This window comes from Oleiharenicola lentus (genome assembly GCF_004118375.1).
GTDB classification, from domain to species: domain Bacteria; phylum Verrucomicrobiota; class Verrucomicrobiia; order Opitutales; family Opitutaceae; genus Lacunisphaera; species Lacunisphaera lenta.
On record NZ_SDHX01000002.1, the window covers coordinates 1,120,376 to 1,135,284 of the forward strand.

Here is a 14,909-nt window from a genome sequence, read left to right on the forward strand (position 1 = left end):
CATGACTTCCTTTCCCCGCCATCATGGCGTGATCGTCCCCCTGGTCACGCCCGTCCAACCCGACGGTTCCCTCGACGAGGCCGCCGCCGAACGCCTCGTGGACCACCTCGCGAGCAACGGCTGCGGCATGCTCGTGCTCGGCACCACCGGCGAGGTTGCCTCCCTGCCCGCCGCCCTGCGCCTGCGCTACGTCGAGATCGCCGTGCGCGTCGCGGCCAAGCGCACCCCCGTCTTCGCCTGCCCGGCGTCGAACTGCGTCAGCTTCTCCCTTGAGTCGGGCAATGCCTACCTGAAGGCCGGCGTGGACGCCGTCGTCGGGATTCTGCCCAACTACTACAAGCTCGAGGCCGCCGAGATGCTTGCCTACTTCGAGCGCCTCGCCGACGGCATCCGCGGCCCGCTGATGATCTACAACATGCCCGCGACGACCGGCATGTCGCTCCCGCTGGACGTGATCGAGACGCTCGCCCGTCGGTCGAACGTCACCGGCCTCAAGGACTCCGAGGGCACCGCCGGCCGGCGCGAGGAAGTCGCGAAACGCTTCGGCGGACGTCCGGACTTCTCGCTCTTCATGGGCATCGCCGCGCACTCGATCCCGGCCCTGCGCCTCGGCTTCGACGGCCTCGTGCCCAGCGGCGGCAACCTCTACCCGGAACGCTGGTCCGCGCTCTACCAAGCCGCCCGCGCCGGCGACTGGGCCAAGGCCGAGCAGCTCCAGACGCAGCTCGACGCCATCGGCGCCGTCTTCCAGCGCAACCGCACCCTCGGCCAGTCGCTCGCCGCCCTCAAGGCCGGCCTCGGCCTGCGCGGACTTTGCGGTCCCGCCATGGTGCCACCCCTCCTCCCGCTGAGCGCCGCCGACCAGGAAGCCGTCCGCGCCGAACTCGTGCGGTTGGGCTAAACTCAACCTGTCTCCTCTGTCCCGATGAACCAGTCACCTTACCCTTCCGTCATCCTGAGCCGTGCGAAGGATCCACGGGAAAGGACCTGCTCTCGCCCCGGTCTTGGATCCTTCGCGCGGCTCAGGATGACAGCAGCGAGACTTGGGTCTTCATCGGTGGGAAACTGCCTTCTTGCCTAATCAGACTCTGTCCATGCCCCACCGACCCCACATCGTTCTCGCGGATGACCTGACCGGCGCGGCCGAGATCGCGGCCATCGCCCACGAAGCGGGCCTGCGCGCGGTCGTGCTCACCCACCTGCCGACCGTGCCCATCGCGGCCGACGTGCTCGTCTTCGACACCGATTCGCGCCTCCTCGCGCCCGCCGCCGCCGCCCGCAAGGTCGGCGCCTGGGCCAAGTGCCTCGCGCATACGCCGCACCGGGGTTTCTTCCTCAAGGTGGACTCCGTCCTCCGCGGCTCCGTGCTGGTCCACGCCACCGCCACCGCCCGCGCGCTCGGCCGGCACCGCACGCTGCTGTTGCCCGCGAACCCCTCGCTCGGCCGCACCATCCGCGACGGCCGCTACGCCGTGCAGGGCGTGCCGCTGCACGAAACCGCCTTCGCCCGCGACCCTCACCACCCGCGCACGAGCGCCGATGTCCGCGTGTTGCTCGGTCGCGCGCCCCGCACCCCCGTCGTCAGCCTGCCGCCGTCCACCAGCCGCCTGCCGGACCACGGCGTCGCGGTCGGCGACACCACCTCGCCCGCCGATGTCCGCCATTGGACGGATCTGCTGGACTCCGTGACGCTGCCCGCGGGCGGCGCCGATTTCTTCCGGGCCTGGCTCAGGTCGCAGGGCCCCTCGCGCCACGCCCGCGCCCGCGCGTCGCGCCTCGTTGGCCCCGCGCTTTTCCTGCACGGCTCCGCCATGGCGACGAACGGCTCGCGGCTGCTCCGGTTCCGCGGACAACAGGCCCCCACCGTCGCCCGCGTCGCCGCCGCGCTGCAGCGTCACGGCGCCGTCGCCGTCGCTCCGCCCGATGCACGGCTGGCCGGACGTGACGCGCCGGCCGCCCTGGCCCGCGGTTTTGCGGACCTCGCCTGGAAGCTGCACGCCCAACACGCCTTCACCCACCTGCTGATCGCAGGCGGCGCCACCACGGCGGCCGTGTTGTCCGTGCTGGGCTGGACCGACCTCGAGGTCATCCGCGTCTGGGGGCCGGGCGCGGTCACCCTCCGGCCGGTGCGCGATCCCGCATTTGCCGTCACGCTCAAACCGGGTAGCTATGCCTGGCCCGCCAACCTCCGCCGCGCCCTGCCCGCCGGCCTCTTCGACTGATCCCATGTCCGGTCTCCCCCTCCTCGCGATCACGCTCGGCGATCCCGCCGGCACCGGCCCCGAGCTGCTCACCAAGGCCCTCGTGCTGCCCGAGGTGCGCGCCCTCTGCCGCCCGCTTGTCATCGGCGACGCCGCCGTCTTGGCGAAAGCCTGCGCCTACACCGGCTCGGCCGCCCGCGTGCGTGGCTTCAGCTCACCCGAAGAAGCCCAGTTCGCCGACGGCGAGATTGCCGTCCACGACCTGAAAAACGTGGACCTCGCCCGCCTGCAACTCGGCAAGGCCGACCCGCGGTGCGGCCACGCGGCCTACGAATACGTAAAGACCGCCGCCGAGCTCGCGCTCGCCGGACGCGTCGGCGGCATCGTCACCTCCGCCATCAACAAGGCTGCACTCAACGCCGCCGGCCACCACTTCGACGGCCACACCGGCCTGCTCGCCGAGGTCTGCAAGGCACCCGGCGCGACCATGATGCTCGTGGCCGACAAGCTCCGCGTGAGTCATGTCTCCACCCACGTCTCGCTCCGCCAGGCCATCGACCGCGTGCGCCCCGAGCGCATCGTCAAGGTGCTCCAGCTCACGAATGCCGCCGTGCAGCGCCTCGGCATCGCGCAGCCCAAGCTCGCCGTCGCCGGCCTCAACCCGCACGCGGGCGAGGGCGGCCTGTTCGGCGACGAGGAGGAGAAATTCATCAAGCCCGCGATCGAGCAGGCCCGCGCGCTCGGGCTCGACGTGAGCGGCCCGTGGCCGGGCGACACGATTTTCTTCCGCGCCTCCCAGGGCGAGTTCGACGGCACGGTCGCGATGTTTCACGACCAGGGCCACGTCGCCGCCAAGATGCTCGGCATCTGGCGCGGCGTAAACGTCACCCTCGGCCTGCCCATCATCCGCACCTCGGTGGAGCACGGCACGGACTTCGCCAACGCCGGCACCGGCCGCGGCGACCCGCGCAGCCTCGTGGAAGCCATCAAGCTCGCCGCCGCGCTGGCGCGCAACCCCTCCGCCAGAGTGTAACGTCATCTGTTACCAGTTCCCCCCGCCATGAACTCGCCCCACACCCCGCCCTTTCGGGCACCCCTCTCCAGAGGGGATCTAAGGCAGCGCTGCCAGGATTTGGGTCCCCGCTGGAGAGGGGTGGCGCGGCGCGCCGGGGTGTGGCGATTGGTTGCCGCCATGTTGCTTCCGTTTGCTCCGCTCTCCGCCGAGCCGCCCGTGCGCTTCACCGGCTCGCTCGACGTGGCGCCGACGGCGGACGGTGGGCTGCGGCCGGTCGTCGGGGTGCAGAACATCCAGGTCTATCGCGCCAACCGCACCGCGCCCACGCACGCCGACGGCCTGACCGACACCTACCTGCACGCGCCGATGCTCGCCCACTGGCGCGGCCATTTCTATCTGGAATATCTGAGCGGCCCGCACGCCGAGCACGAGCCGCCCTGCTCGACCTCGCTGACGCGCTCCGCCGACGGCCTCACGTGGGAGGCGCCGCGCGTGGTGTTTCCGGCCTTCACCCTGCCCGACGGCAAGCAGACGATCGCGCACCAGCGCATGGGTTTCTACGTCGCTCCCGATGGAAGACTCCTCGTCCTCGGTTTCTACGGCCGCTACCCCTCGCCCAACGACGGCACCGGCCTCGGCCGCGCGGTGCGCGAGATCCATGCCGACGGCAGTTTCGGCCCGATCTATTTCATTCGCCCCAACGCCAAGACCGCTTTTCCCGAGCTCAAGCTGCCCTACCCGCTCTACACCGCCTCGCCGGACCCGGGTTTCGTCGCCGCCTGCGACGCGCTCCTCGCCAACAAGCTGATGACCGCGCAGTGGTGGGAGGAGGAGATGCTCGACGAAAGCGGCTTCTACCGCGTCCGCGGCAAGGCCCTGTCCTACGTCACGCGCCCCGACGGCTCCACCCTCGGCATCTGGAAAAACCGCCTCGTCGCGACCACCGCGGACAAGGGCGAGACGTGGACGCCGACGACCTTCGCCGAGAACCTGCCCAACAACGGCTCGAAATACTGGCTGCAGCGCACGGCTGACGGCCGTTACGGCCTCGTGCTCAACCCGACGAACCGCAACCGCTACCCGCTCGCGCTCATGACGAGCGCCGACAGCGCCGAGTTCTCCAACCTCTGGACCGTCCACGCCGAACTGCCTGACCAGCGCTTCGGCGGCTACCTCAAGAACATGGGCCCGCAATACGTGCGCGGCATCGTCGAGGGCAACGGCACGCCGCCCGACGCCAAGGAGGCCTTCTGGCTCACCTACTCCGTGAACAAGGAGGACATCTGGGTCGCCCGTGTGCCCGTGCCGGCCACCGCGACCGCCAGCGGCCCCGTGAACGACGATTTTAATTCCGCCACCCCCGGCACGCTGCCCACCGGCTGGAATGTTTACTCGCCCGCGTGGGCGCCGGTGCGCGTCGCCGCCGAACAAGGCGAGCGCGTGCTGAAACTCACCGACGAAGACCCCTACGACTACGCCCGCGCCGTCCGCGTGTTTCCCGCGAGCCACGGCGTGAAGGTTTCGTTCAAGGTCTTCGCCCAGCAGACCAACGCCCGCCTGGAAATCGACCTGCTCGACGGCGCCGGCCTGCGGCCCGTGCGCCTGGCCTTCGGCGAGGACGGCCGGCTCTGGGCCTGCCATGAGGCGCAGTGGCTCGACGCCGGCGCCTACACCGCCGGCCAGTGGCACACCTTCGAGCTGGAGATCCCCGCCGATCCCAACGCCGACCGCTGCGCCGTGCTCGTGAACGGCCAGTCCCCGCTCCCGCGTCCGGCCTTCTTCACCGATCCCGTCGCCACGATCGAGCGCCTGTCGTTCCGCACCGGCCCGCACCGCGAGCGCGGCTACGGCGGCCGCGACCTCCCCGGCGCCGACCAGAAGGCCCCCGCCGCCACCTTCCTCATCGACGACGTCATCATCGAGCCCGTCGCGGCGAAGAAGGAGTAACCCTTTCCCTGCCATCCCCGTTCCGTCATCCTGAGCCGTGCGAAGGATCCAAGCGCGAGGCGCAACTCAGTCGTTCACCTTGGATCCTTCGCTCCGCTCAGGATGACACGCTGCGCCGCCCTCCTTCTTTCTCTTTCTCTTAATCTTTCTCTTTCTCCCCCAGTCCTGCACCCCGCTGAACCAACGACCAAGAGAAAGAGTCAGCCCCCATACGCCATCTGATTTCCGACCTCTGACATCTGACCTCTGACTTCTGATTTCCGCTTTCTTCCCTCCTCCGGCCTCCAGCCTCCGTTCTCCTTCCCCCTTCTCCCCTTCTCCCCGCTCCCTGCTCCCTTCCGCACCCCATGCCCCATCTCCACTGGTTGGACGTCACCGTCCTGATCCTCTACTTCGCCGGCATCGCGGCCCTGACCCTCAAGGCCACGAAGCGCAACCAGACGGCCGAGGATTACTTCGTCGCCGGACGCTCCATGCCGGCCTGGGCGGTGGCGATGGCGATGATGGCCGCGCTCATCAGCAGCAACACCCTCGTCGGCCACCCGGCCACGGCCTACCAGAAGGGCCTCATCCTTTTGCTCGGCAGTTTCACGCTGCCGCTCGTGCTCCTCTTCGTGGCCCGCGTGATCGTGCCGTTTTACCGCAACGTCGTCGGCATGAGCGCGTATGAATATCTCGGTGCGCGCTTCGGCATCGGCGGACGGCTCTACGCCTCGGGCTGTTTCATCGGCGACCGGCTCTTCGACGTGGGCGTGACCATGCTCACCACCGCCGTGCCGGTCTGCGTGATGACCGGCTGGGATCTGCAGTCGGTCATCATCGGCATGGCCGTGTTCACCGTCGCCTATACCATGATCGGCGGCATGGAGGCCGTCGTCTGGACGAGCGTCGTGCAGGGCCTGATCTTCGTGGCCGCGGCCTTTCTCATCGTTGCGCGGCTGATCTTCGCCCCCGAGTGCGGGCCGACGGGTGCGGTCATCGGCGCGGCGTGGGACGCCGGCAAGTTCTCCCTCGGCAACTTCGACTTCTCCTGGGCCGGGCTCTTCGACGCCAGCCTCACGCCCCAATGGCTGCTGCTGCTCGCCTACACCGCCAACTGGGCGCGGCGCTACATCGCCGACCAGCACATGGTGCAGCGCTACCTCATCGCCAAGTCCGACGCCGACGCCAGCCGCGGCGCGCTCTGGAACGGCCTGCTCTGCGTGCCGGTCTGGGCCCTCTTCATGGTCATCGGTTCCCTGCTCTACGGCTACTACACGCTCAGCGGCGCGCCGGCGCCCGCCGTGAGCGACGAGGTCGTGCCGCACTTCATCGTGAACCACCTGCCGACCGGCATCATCGGCCTGATGCTCGCGGCCATTCTCGCCGCCTCGATGTCGTCGATCAGCCCCGACCTCAACAGCATCGCGACGGCGTTCACGGCGGACATCGTCGGCCACTTCAAGCCCGGTCTCTCCGACCGCGCGCGCCTGCGCTCCGGCCGCCTCGGCGTGGCGCTCTTCGGTCTCCTCGCCATCGGCGTCGCCCTCGTCATGGCCCCCAAGGGCGGGGCCGCGACCATCATGGAGCGCGCGGTCACCGTCGCCGCGATCCTCTCCGGCGGCATGCTCGGCCTGTTCTTCCTCGGCTTCTTCACGCGCACCGCCACGCGCCAAGGCTGCTATGCCGGCCTCGTCGCCTGCGCCGTCTTCACGACCTGGGGCACGCTCACCTCCGGCAAACAGCCGATGGTGGACCTTGGTTTCAACTTCCCGCTCAACCCGATCCTCATCGGCATTCTCGGCCATCTCGTTGTCTTCGGCGTCGGCTACGCCTGGAGCCGCGCGTTCGGCGGCCATGTGCCGGCCGACATCGAACGCCTCACGTTCCGGCGTGCCGGCAGAAATCCGTCGGCATGAAAACACGTATGAACACCAACAGACAAGAAGGACACCTCACTCCCGCCACCGTCATCCTGAGCCGTGCGAAGGATCCAGTCGGTCGGCGGATGCACGTCCTTTCCCTTGGATCCTTCGCACGGCTCAGGATGACGCTTCGGGGGAATTTTCTGATTCGAGCCCAGTAGTGTTCTTTCGTGGTTAAACCAAGTCGCTCCGCTTCTTCCATGATTCCATTCCCTTCGCTCCGTTCCTGCCTGTTGTTCGCCGGTCTGCTTGCTGCCACGGGGCCCGCGCGCGCCGCCGTCGAGGCCCCCGCCGACGCCTCGCCGCGCATCCGCTACGGCATCGAGCGCCTGCAGCGCGCGCTGCCCGCCCAGGCGCCGCACATCATCGTGCGCAAGGAAACCGGCGTCGCCCCGAAGGAAGGCTTCATCCTCGCTTCCGCCGCCGACGGCACGATCACGCTCACCGGTGCCGACGACTCCGGCGTCCTTTACGGCTGCCTGGAGCTCGCCGAGCGCCTGCGCTCGGGCTGGCCCAAGGGACCGCAGCAAATCTCCGACGCCCCCGTCATGGTCCTCCGCGGCCCCTGCATCGGCATGCAAAAGACCTACTACCTCCCCGGCCGGAAGGTTTACGAATATCCCTACACGCCTGAGGAGTTCCCGTTCTTCTACGACAAGGCTTACTGGACCGAATACCTCGACCACCTCGCCGACCTGCGGATGAACACGCTCTACCTGTGGAACGGCCATCCTTTCGCCTCGCTCGTGCGGCTCCCCGACTACCCCGAGGCCGTCGAGGTCAGTGACGAGGTCTTTGCCAAGAACGTCGAGATGTTCCGCTGGCTCACCGCCGAGTGCGACCGCCGCGGCATCTGGCTCGTGCAGCAGTTCTACAGCATCCTCATCTCCAAGCCGCTCGCCGAAAAGCACGGCCTCGATTCCCAGCTCCACGCGTGGAACGACCTCGCCGCCGACTACACGCGCAAATCCATCGCCGCCTTCGTCCGCGAGTTCCCCAACGTCGGCCTCATGCCCTGCCTCGGCGAGGCCCTCCAGGAACAGAACGCGCAGACGCGTTGGATGACCGACGTCATCATCCCGGGCGTGAAGGACGGCATGGCCGCGGCCGGCCTGACCAAGGAGCCGCCGATCGTCCTCCGCACCCACGCCACCGACGCGACCAAGGTCATGCCCGAGGCGCTGAAGGGCTACAAAAACCTCTACACCGAGGCGAAGTTCAACGGCGAGTCGCTCACCACCTGGGAGCCGCGCGGCGTGCGCCAGCAGCTCCACCTCACGATGAGCCAGGTCGGCTCCACCCACCTCGCCAACGTCCACATTTTGGCCAACCTCGAACCCTTCCGCTACGGCGCGACCGAGTTCATCCAGAAATCCGTCCTCGCCATGCGCGACCGCCTCGGCGCGCACGGCCTGCACCTCTACCCGCTCTTCTACTGGGACTGGCCCGTCTCGCCCGACATCACGCCGACCCCCCTCAAGCAATGGGAACGCGACTGGATCTGGTTCGAGGCCTGGGCCCGCTACGCGTGGAACCCCGACCGCGACCCCATCGCCGAGCGCGCCCACTGGACGCGGCGCCTCGCCGCGCACTACGGCGCTGACGCCGCGCCGTTCATCCTCGACGCCTACAATGCCGCCGGCGAGTGCGCCCCGCGCATCCTCCGCCGCTACGGCATCACCGAGGGCAACCGCCAGACCATGGCGCTCGGCATGACCCTCGACCAGCTGGTCCGCCCCGAGAAATACCGCGAGTTCCCCGAGCTCTGGGAATCCCAGTCGCCCCCGGGCGAACGCCTCAAGGAATACGCCGAGCGCGCCTGGAAGAAACTCCCGCACGAGGGCGAGACGCCGGTCTCGATCAACGCCGAGGTGCTCGCCTTTTCCGCCCAAGCCGCCGCCGCCATCGACCGCGCCGCGCCGCTCGTGACGCGGAACCGCGAGGAGTTCAACCGCCTGCGCAACGACGTCCACGCCATCCGCGCCATGTCGCAGAACTACGTCGCCAAGACCCGGGCCGCCCTGGCCGTGCTGCGCTACGGCTACAGCAAGGACCTCGCCGACATGGTCCTCGCCGAGGAAAACCTCGCGGAGAGCCTCGTGTATTTCCGCCGGCTCACCGAGCTGACCAAGGACGCCTACAGCGCCGCCAACTCCATGCAGACCGCCCAGCGCCGCATCCCCGTCCCCGGCGGCATCGCCGGCAAGCGGGCCAATTACCATTGGACGCAGCTGCTGCCGGTTTACGAGAAGGAGCTGACGGAATTCCAGGCCCAGGTCGCCGCGCTGAAAAACCCCGCCGCCGCCCAAGGCCGCACCCACGCCCCGCTGACGCCCGCCGCCTGGAAGCTGCTCACGCCCGGTCTCAGCACCTACACCGTGCAGGTCGGCAACACCGTCTTTCCCGACGCTCCCGCCGTCTTCACCGCCGTCGCCCCCGAGCTGGAGGGCCTGCAGGGCATCGGCCTGCGCCGGGGTGAGCCCGACAAGGTGATCGATTTCGAGTGCAGCGAGCCCGTGCGCGTGCTGATCGGCTACTTCCACGACCGCGGCCCCGGCTGGCGTCAGCCGCCCACGCTGGAAACCGACGCCACCGCCGCCGACCGCGGCGGCGCCGAGCCCTTTATCGTGGACGCCGTGAAGTTCGACGCCCTCCCCGCCGCCACCGTCCACGCCTTCGACTATCCCGCCGGCCGCCACACCCTCCAGGTCCGCGGCACCGGCACCTACCTGATCCTGGGCATCGTCCGACCCATTGCTCCGTGAACATTCCGGTCCGACCGGTGTCCATTCCAGACCCGGATTGAAACCTGCCGCCCATGAAATCACTGCCCCGGCTCGCCTTACTGTTCCTTGCACTTGGCTCCGTTCTCGCCGCCAGCCCGCTGGCGGACAACATCACGGTCGAGGCGCTCATTGTCACCAAGGCGGAACTCCGCCGGCATATGGCGGCCGGGGTTGACGACACGTTCCGTCCGGCAACTTACGACGAACTCGAGGCCTCACGCGGCGAGGCCCAGCCCGACTATCTGGTGGCGCGTTTTCGCCTGAAGCGCCCGGGGCACTACTCCGGGGAAGCCGAGGCCCGGATCGACGGTGCCCGGCAGGGCACCAAGCTCAACGTCGTGCTCCATTTCAACAAAGGCTGGGTCGAGTATTTCATCCCGCTCGACGGCCTGATTTATGGCGGCCGCGGCAAGGAAGGCGGTCCGAAAGTTGCGGTGTCCTGGAACCGCCTTGAAACCAAATAACGGGACCGCCGCCTGGAAGCTGCTCACGCCCGGCCTCAGCACCTACCCCGCCGGCCACCACACCCGCAAAGTCCGCAACCCCGGCACCGACGTGATCCTCGGCATCGTGAAACCGTATAAAGGTGGAGGGCACAGCTTCAGCCGTCGCCGAGCCTATGGCTAGCAGGCCGCACCGGCCGCGATCCCCGTCTTCCGGCTTGCGCATCGGGTCGCCGGATATACGGTGTAGATACAATGAAAACCGGCACCCTCAGACCCAAAGCCAAAGGCACCGGAACCCCGCCCCCCTTGGGTAAGGTGTTCAAGTCGGGCAATTCCGCGGCGCTGCGCCTCCCGGCCGGGCTGCAGGTCCCGGTGGGCAAGACCTTTGAACTCGCGCCCACCGCCTCCGGCTTCATCGCGATTGATCCGGTCGATCTGGCGAAGCGCCGCAAGGCCCTCGCCGTGCTCTTCGGTTCGGCGCCCGACTTCCCGCTGCGCGAGTCCGGAGCGTGATCTACCTGCCCGACACGAACGTCTTCTCCCGTTTCCTGCGGGGAGGTGAGGCCAACGAGGGCCTGCGTGATCGTCTGCTGGCCCAGCTGCCGTTCTGCCGCCTTTCCGCGATTGTCCTGAGCGAACTCGAATATGGCGCCGCCAAATCCGGTAACCCCGCCCATCGCGAACGGGTCGCTCGGCTCCGCAGCATCCTGCCGGACGTGGTCCCCTTCGACGCGGAGTCCGCGACCTGCGCCGGACAAATCCGCGCCCATCTCGCCACGCTCAAACCCAATGCCCAGCCCATCGGGAGCTATGATGTGCTGCTGGCCGGCCAAGCTCTCGCTCTCGGCGCCTGTGTGGTCACCGGCAACTCCGGCGAATTTCACCGCGTCCCCGGCCTGCCGGTGGAAGACTGGAAATAGGCGACGCCCGCCCCACCCTCCAGGTCCGCGTCACCGGCACCTACCTGATCCTCGGCATCGTGAAGCCGTTGTCCCTGGCTCTGGTGTAGGGTCGCCCATGAGGTCGGCGCAAGCACCGACCCTACAAAGTATGCCGTCTCCCGGAGGGCCCGCGTCCCTGCGAGCCGGGTTTTGATCTGGAGGGCCGCAACCATGATCGATCGCGTAGCCCTGCCCGGGAGGGCAGGGACAGGAATTCACGTCAGCACTGCAAAATCCCGCGGCTTCCGCGGCGGGCTACATGGGCAATCACGGAATCTCGGTTCATCCTTCCGTGTCTTCCGTGTGTTCCGTGGGCCAATTCCGGCCACTCACCGCACGATCAACGCCTCGACTTTCACCGCGCCTTTCCCGGGCAGCGTGACCGTGACGGTGTAGTCGCCGGCGTTCATGCCGAGGTCGGCGACCGTGGCGGTGGCGCCGGGGGTGAGCTCCAGCGACAGCTGACCCTTCCCCATCACGGTTCCGTCGAGCGCGGTGACCTGCAGCTCTGCCGTCAGCGGCTCGGGGCCGGGATTCACGTAACGAAGGGCAAAATCGTGGCCGCCTCCGAGGCCGAGCGTGATGGTCCAGCTGAGCCGGTTGCCGTCGCGCTTCGCAGCGGAAACCGGATACGTGGCCTCGCCGAGCGAGAAGGCGGCGTCGGTGGACGGAGCCTTGCTCGTCGTCACGGCCACGGCCGTTTCCGCCGGCGCGCGGGCCGCCGGGTCCTTCGCCGCGATGGCGATGGCGGAGATCACCGCCTGATACGAGGCGACGCGCGGGAACGAAACCTCCAGCCAGCCGCCTGAGACGCGCGCGTTCACAACCTTCTTCACCGCCCCGGCGAATCCTGCCTCCTGCCACAGGTCGAGATTGCGCAGCACGGTGTCGCCGTTGATCGCCACGTCAAAGAGCCGCCAGCCGGCGCAATTGCCCCCGCCTGCGCCATACCACGGCTCCATGAAATAGAGCTCCACGCGATAATCGCCATCCGGCACGGCAAAACGGTAACGCAGTTTCTCGCGGCCGTAGCGGTAGGCTTGGAACAGCGCCTGATCGTCCGTGCCGCGGATCACCTCGGCACTCGCCCGCTGGCTGCCGAGGCGCGGGGCCACGCCGGGATAAGCCATCGCCCAGCTGGTCGAACCCGAGTTCAACCCCGCGACGAAATCACGGTCGGCCGCCCAGCGCACGCCGTTGCCGTCGGTGTAGTCGGGGCCGCCGCAGTTCACGCGGTAGAGATAATTCCACGCCGGGTCGGCGGCGGTGAGATTGGTGACGGTGCCGCGCAGCGTCTCGAGACCGGGCGCGGCCGGCAGGTGCTGCAGCACGACGGCGTCGCGGGCCACCACCTTGCCGCCGACGCGACCCACGGCGGTGAGCACGTTGAAGCGGATGTGCACGTCGTCCCAACGGAACGGCACGCCGGGTCCGCCCTGCCGGCGCACGCCGAGCGATTCGCGGCCATCGGTGCCGTTGAACAGCTCGACTTCCTCGCAGTTCGAATAGACGAGAATGCCGCTCTTCTTCCCCGGCTCCGTCCAACGGTCAGGCCAGGTGTGCGAGACGATGTAAACCATCGGGTCCTTGGCTGCGGACACGTAACTCGCGCGGTAGAGGTGATAGGCGTCGGTCGGTTCACCCCAGAGGGTGAGCAGGCCCTTGTTGTTGGCGGGACCGATGCGGTCGAGCTCGGCCCAGCCGTCGGTGCCCTGCTGGCCCTTCGCGCCGATGGTGCGGCCGGGGTTGTCGTGCGTGGCGAGCAGCCAGTGAAAATGCCCGGGCACCTGGTCGCGGATGGATTCGGCGAGGCGGATCTTCATCGCAAAAATCGCGTCGGCCCGGTCCTCGCTGCGCACGCCGTCGGCGATGTAGCCGCCCTCGCTGTGCAGGCCGAGGCTGCGCCACGCGCCGTATTCGCCGATGAACTTCTGTTTCTTCAAATCCTCGGCATAGGTGGCGGGGTCACCGCCGTAGGTGCCGGTCCAGTTCTGCGGGACGTTCCAGTCGGTGCCCGTGCCACCGTTGCAGGTGGTGACGATGCGCTGGTCCACGGCAGTGGGATCGAGTTCCCGGATGATCGCCACACACTCGCGGGCGAAGTCCTCCGGCAGCTTGCTCTCATTGGCGAGGCCCCAGAGGACGTTCGACGGGTTGTTGCGGCGCTCGCGCACCCACTCGCGGAGGAGGGTCTTGAAGTTCGCGCGAAACTCCGGCGTATCGAACCAGATCTGCGAAATGAACTGCGGCCACCACAGGATACCCTCGCGGTCCCAGTGATCCTGATAGCGCAGATTGTGCGGCTGGTGGGCATCGCGCATGGCGTTGAAGCCCGTGGCCTTGGTCTGGTCCACGCGCGCGGCGATCTGCTCGTCCGTGAACGCATGGCTGTTGCCGAGGAGGTGCTCGTATTCGCAAGTGCCGTTGAGGAAGACCGGCTGGCCGTTGAGCCGGAACGGCGCGGGCAGCGGGTCGTCGGGCTTCGGCCATTGGACGGTGCGGATGCCGAAATACGTGTGGACTGCGTCCAACTGAAGCGAGCCTTCGTAAATCATGGTTACCAGCCCATAGAGACGCGGCGATTCGGGTGACCAAAGTTCGATCTGTTTCAAGTCTATCCTGCTCTTCACCGTGTTCAGGCCCTCGTCTGCCAGAAATTCTTGTTCAATGCCCATGACTATGCGCGGCCCGTCAACAACCACATGCGTGACCTTCAGCTTCCGCGCCAACCCGTAGTTGCGAACCTCGGCTGCGACATGAAGCTTTGCGCTGGTGGCTGTAGCATCACCGTCATTCCACACATGAACGCCGAACGGCTCGACGCGCGTATGGCCGGTTGTCTCGATCCATACTGGTCGAAATATACCCATCGGCTGGCTGCCTTCGGAGAAGCCGACCGCCGTTGAGCAGCCGCCGCAGACCCAAGGCAGGTCGGTGATGCCGGCCGGATGGTCGGCGCGCACCGCGAGCAGGTTGGGGCCATCGCTCTTCAAAAGATCGGTCACATCGAGCGTAAAAGTCGTTCGTCCACCGGCGTGCTTGCCGGCCAATTTGCCGTTCACCCAGACAGTGGCGTAGGAACCTACGCCCTCAAAGAAGAGAAAAGCACGCCGGCCTTTTTCCCATGGTTTGATCTCGAAGCTGCGCCGATACCACGCGTAGCCGTGGCGGTTGCCGTGCACGAGGCGGCGCGCGCCGCCGTAGTCGTCCCAGTTGTGCGGCACGTCCACGCGCTGCCACGAGGAATCGTCATAGCCGGGCTGCTCGAAGCCGTCGTATTTCGTGCGGTCGTCATCGTCGGCGATCGTGCGCCAGCCGGTGTTCAAGCTGGTTGTGTGACGGGGACCTGCCGCCAAGTCCCAAGTGGCATGGACGGTCGTTGCCCAAATGAGCATCAGCACCCACAACTGGAGGGCCCAGCTCCCGCTGGGCCGTGCCTTCGACCGCGGCTCAGCGGGAGCTGAGCCCTCCACGTCAAGCCTCTCCTGTAGGGGCGTGGCTTGACCACGCCCTCCGAGGGCGCGCACAAGGCGCGCCCCTACCCCATCCGGCCGGTGCGGAGACCGGCCCTCCAATCGATCTACGGGAGGCGTTTCCCGGAGGGTCGGTCTCCGCACCGACCGAAGCGCGTTGGGGACAACGCGCTCCACCCACGAAACTCGGCTGCCG

Annotated in this window: 11 protein-coding genes; 10 read left to right on the forward strand and 1 reads right to left on the reverse strand. The window is 67.9% G+C overall.

Going from position 1 to position 14,909, the window contains the following annotated elements; genetic code table 11:
* Position 1: 1 nt before the first annotated feature.
* From ESB00_RS18280 to ESB00_RS18320, 10 genes are all read left to right on the forward strand, one after another.
* Positions 2-901, forward strand: a complete 900-nt coding sequence (locus ESB00_RS18280; RefSeq protein ID WP_129049523.1) for a dihydrodipicolinate synthase family protein — start codon at positions 2-4, stop codon at positions 899-901.
* Between the two features lie 193 nt (positions 902-1,094).
* Positions 1,095-2,222: a four-carbon acid sugar kinase family protein gene (locus ESB00_RS18285; protein ID WP_129049525.1), complete on the forward strand. Its 1,128-nt coding sequence runs from the start codon at positions 1,095-1,097 to the stop codon at positions 2,220-2,222.
* A gap of 4 nt (positions 2,223-2,226) precedes the next feature.
* On the forward strand, positions 2,227-3,234 hold the full coding sequence (gene pdxA / locus ESB00_RS18290) for a 4-hydroxythreonine-4-phosphate dehydrogenase PdxA (RefSeq protein WP_129049527.1): 1,008 nt from the start codon (positions 2,227-2,229) through the stop codon (positions 3,232-3,234).
* 159 nt (positions 3,235-3,393) lie between these two features.
* Positions 3,394-5,163 carry an exo-alpha-sialidase gene (locus tag ESB00_RS18295; RefSeq protein ID WP_164976308.1) on the forward strand — a complete coding sequence of 590 codons (1,770 nt, stop codon included), beginning with the start codon at positions 3,394-3,396 and terminating at the stop codon, positions 5,161-5,163.
* A gap of 347 nt (positions 5,164-5,510) precedes the next feature.
* On the forward strand, positions 5,511-7,061 hold the full coding sequence (locus ESB00_RS18300; RefSeq protein ID WP_129049531.1) for a sodium:solute symporter family transporter: 1,551 nt from the start codon (positions 5,511-5,513) through the stop codon (positions 7,059-7,061).
* Positions 7,062-7,267: 206 nt separating this feature from the next.
* Positions 7,268-9,832, forward strand: a complete 2,565-nt coding sequence (locus ESB00_RS18305) for a hypothetical protein (protein ID WP_129049534.1) — start codon at positions 7,268-7,270, stop codon at positions 9,830-9,832.
* 53 nt (positions 9,833-9,885) lie between these two features.
* Complete coding sequence (locus ESB00_RS18310; RefSeq protein ID WP_129049536.1) at positions 9,886-10,317, forward strand: hypothetical protein; 432 nt, start codon at positions 9,886-9,888, stop codon at positions 10,315-10,317.
* On the forward strand, positions 10,304-10,480 hold the full coding sequence (locus ESB00_RS19780; protein WP_164976309.1) for a hypothetical protein: 177 nt from the start codon (positions 10,304-10,306) through the stop codon (positions 10,478-10,480). The genes ESB00_RS18310 and ESB00_RS19780 overlap by 14 nt, the downstream gene beginning before the upstream one ends.
* 71 nt (positions 10,481-10,551) lie before the next feature.
* Positions 10,552-10,812 (forward strand): AbrB/MazE/SpoVT family DNA-binding domain-containing protein, encoded by a 261-nt coding sequence (locus ESB00_RS18315; RefSeq protein WP_129049538.1) that lies wholly within the window; start codon positions 10,552-10,554, stop codon positions 10,810-10,812.
* Positions 10,809-11,219, forward strand: a complete 411-nt coding sequence (locus ESB00_RS18320) for a type II toxin-antitoxin system VapC family toxin (RefSeq protein ID WP_129049540.1) — start codon at positions 10,809-10,811, stop codon at positions 11,217-11,219. The genes ESB00_RS18315 and ESB00_RS18320 overlap by 4 nt, the downstream gene beginning before the upstream one ends.
* A 350-nt stretch (positions 11,220-11,569) precedes the next feature.
* Here the strand turns inward: ESB00_RS18320 and ESB00_RS18325 are convergent, their stop codons facing one another.
* On the reverse strand, positions 11,570-14,566 hold the full coding sequence (locus ESB00_RS18325) for a malectin domain-containing carbohydrate-binding protein (RefSeq protein ID WP_164976310.1): 2,997 nt from the start codon (positions 14,564-14,566) through the stop codon (positions 11,570-11,572).
* Between the last annotated feature and the right edge of the window lie 343 nt (positions 14,567-14,909).

Bases quoted from the DNA above. Each gene is read 5' to 3' on its own strand.
- ESB00_RS18280 (WP_129049523.1), top strand. From the start codon at position 2: ATGACTTCCTTTCCCCGCCATCATGGCGTGATCGTCCCCCTGGTCACG.
- ESB00_RS18285 (WP_129049525.1), top strand. From the start codon at position 1,095: ATGCCCCACCGACCCCACATCGTTCTCGCGGATGACCTGACCGGCGCG.
- pdxA (WP_129049527.1), top strand. From the start codon at position 2,227: ATGTCCGGTCTCCCCCTCCTCGCGATCACGCTCGGCGATCCCGCCGGC.
- ESB00_RS18295 (WP_164976308.1), top strand. From the start codon at position 3,394: ATGTTGCTTCCGTTTGCTCCGCTCTCCGCCGAGCCGCCCGTGCGCTTC.
- ESB00_RS18300 (WP_129049531.1), top strand. From the start codon at position 5,511: ATGCCCCATCTCCACTGGTTGGACGTCACCGTCCTGATCCTCTACTTC.
- ESB00_RS18305 (WP_129049534.1), top strand. From the start codon at position 7,268: ATGATTCCATTCCCTTCGCTCCGTTCCTGCCTGTTGTTCGCCGGTCTG.
- ESB00_RS18310 (WP_129049536.1), top strand. From the start codon at position 9,886: ATGAAATCACTGCCCCGGCTCGCCTTACTGTTCCTTGCACTTGGCTCC.
- ESB00_RS18315 (WP_129049538.1), top strand. From the start codon at position 10,552: ATGAAAACCGGCACCCTCAGACCCAAAGCCAAAGGCACCGGAACCCCG.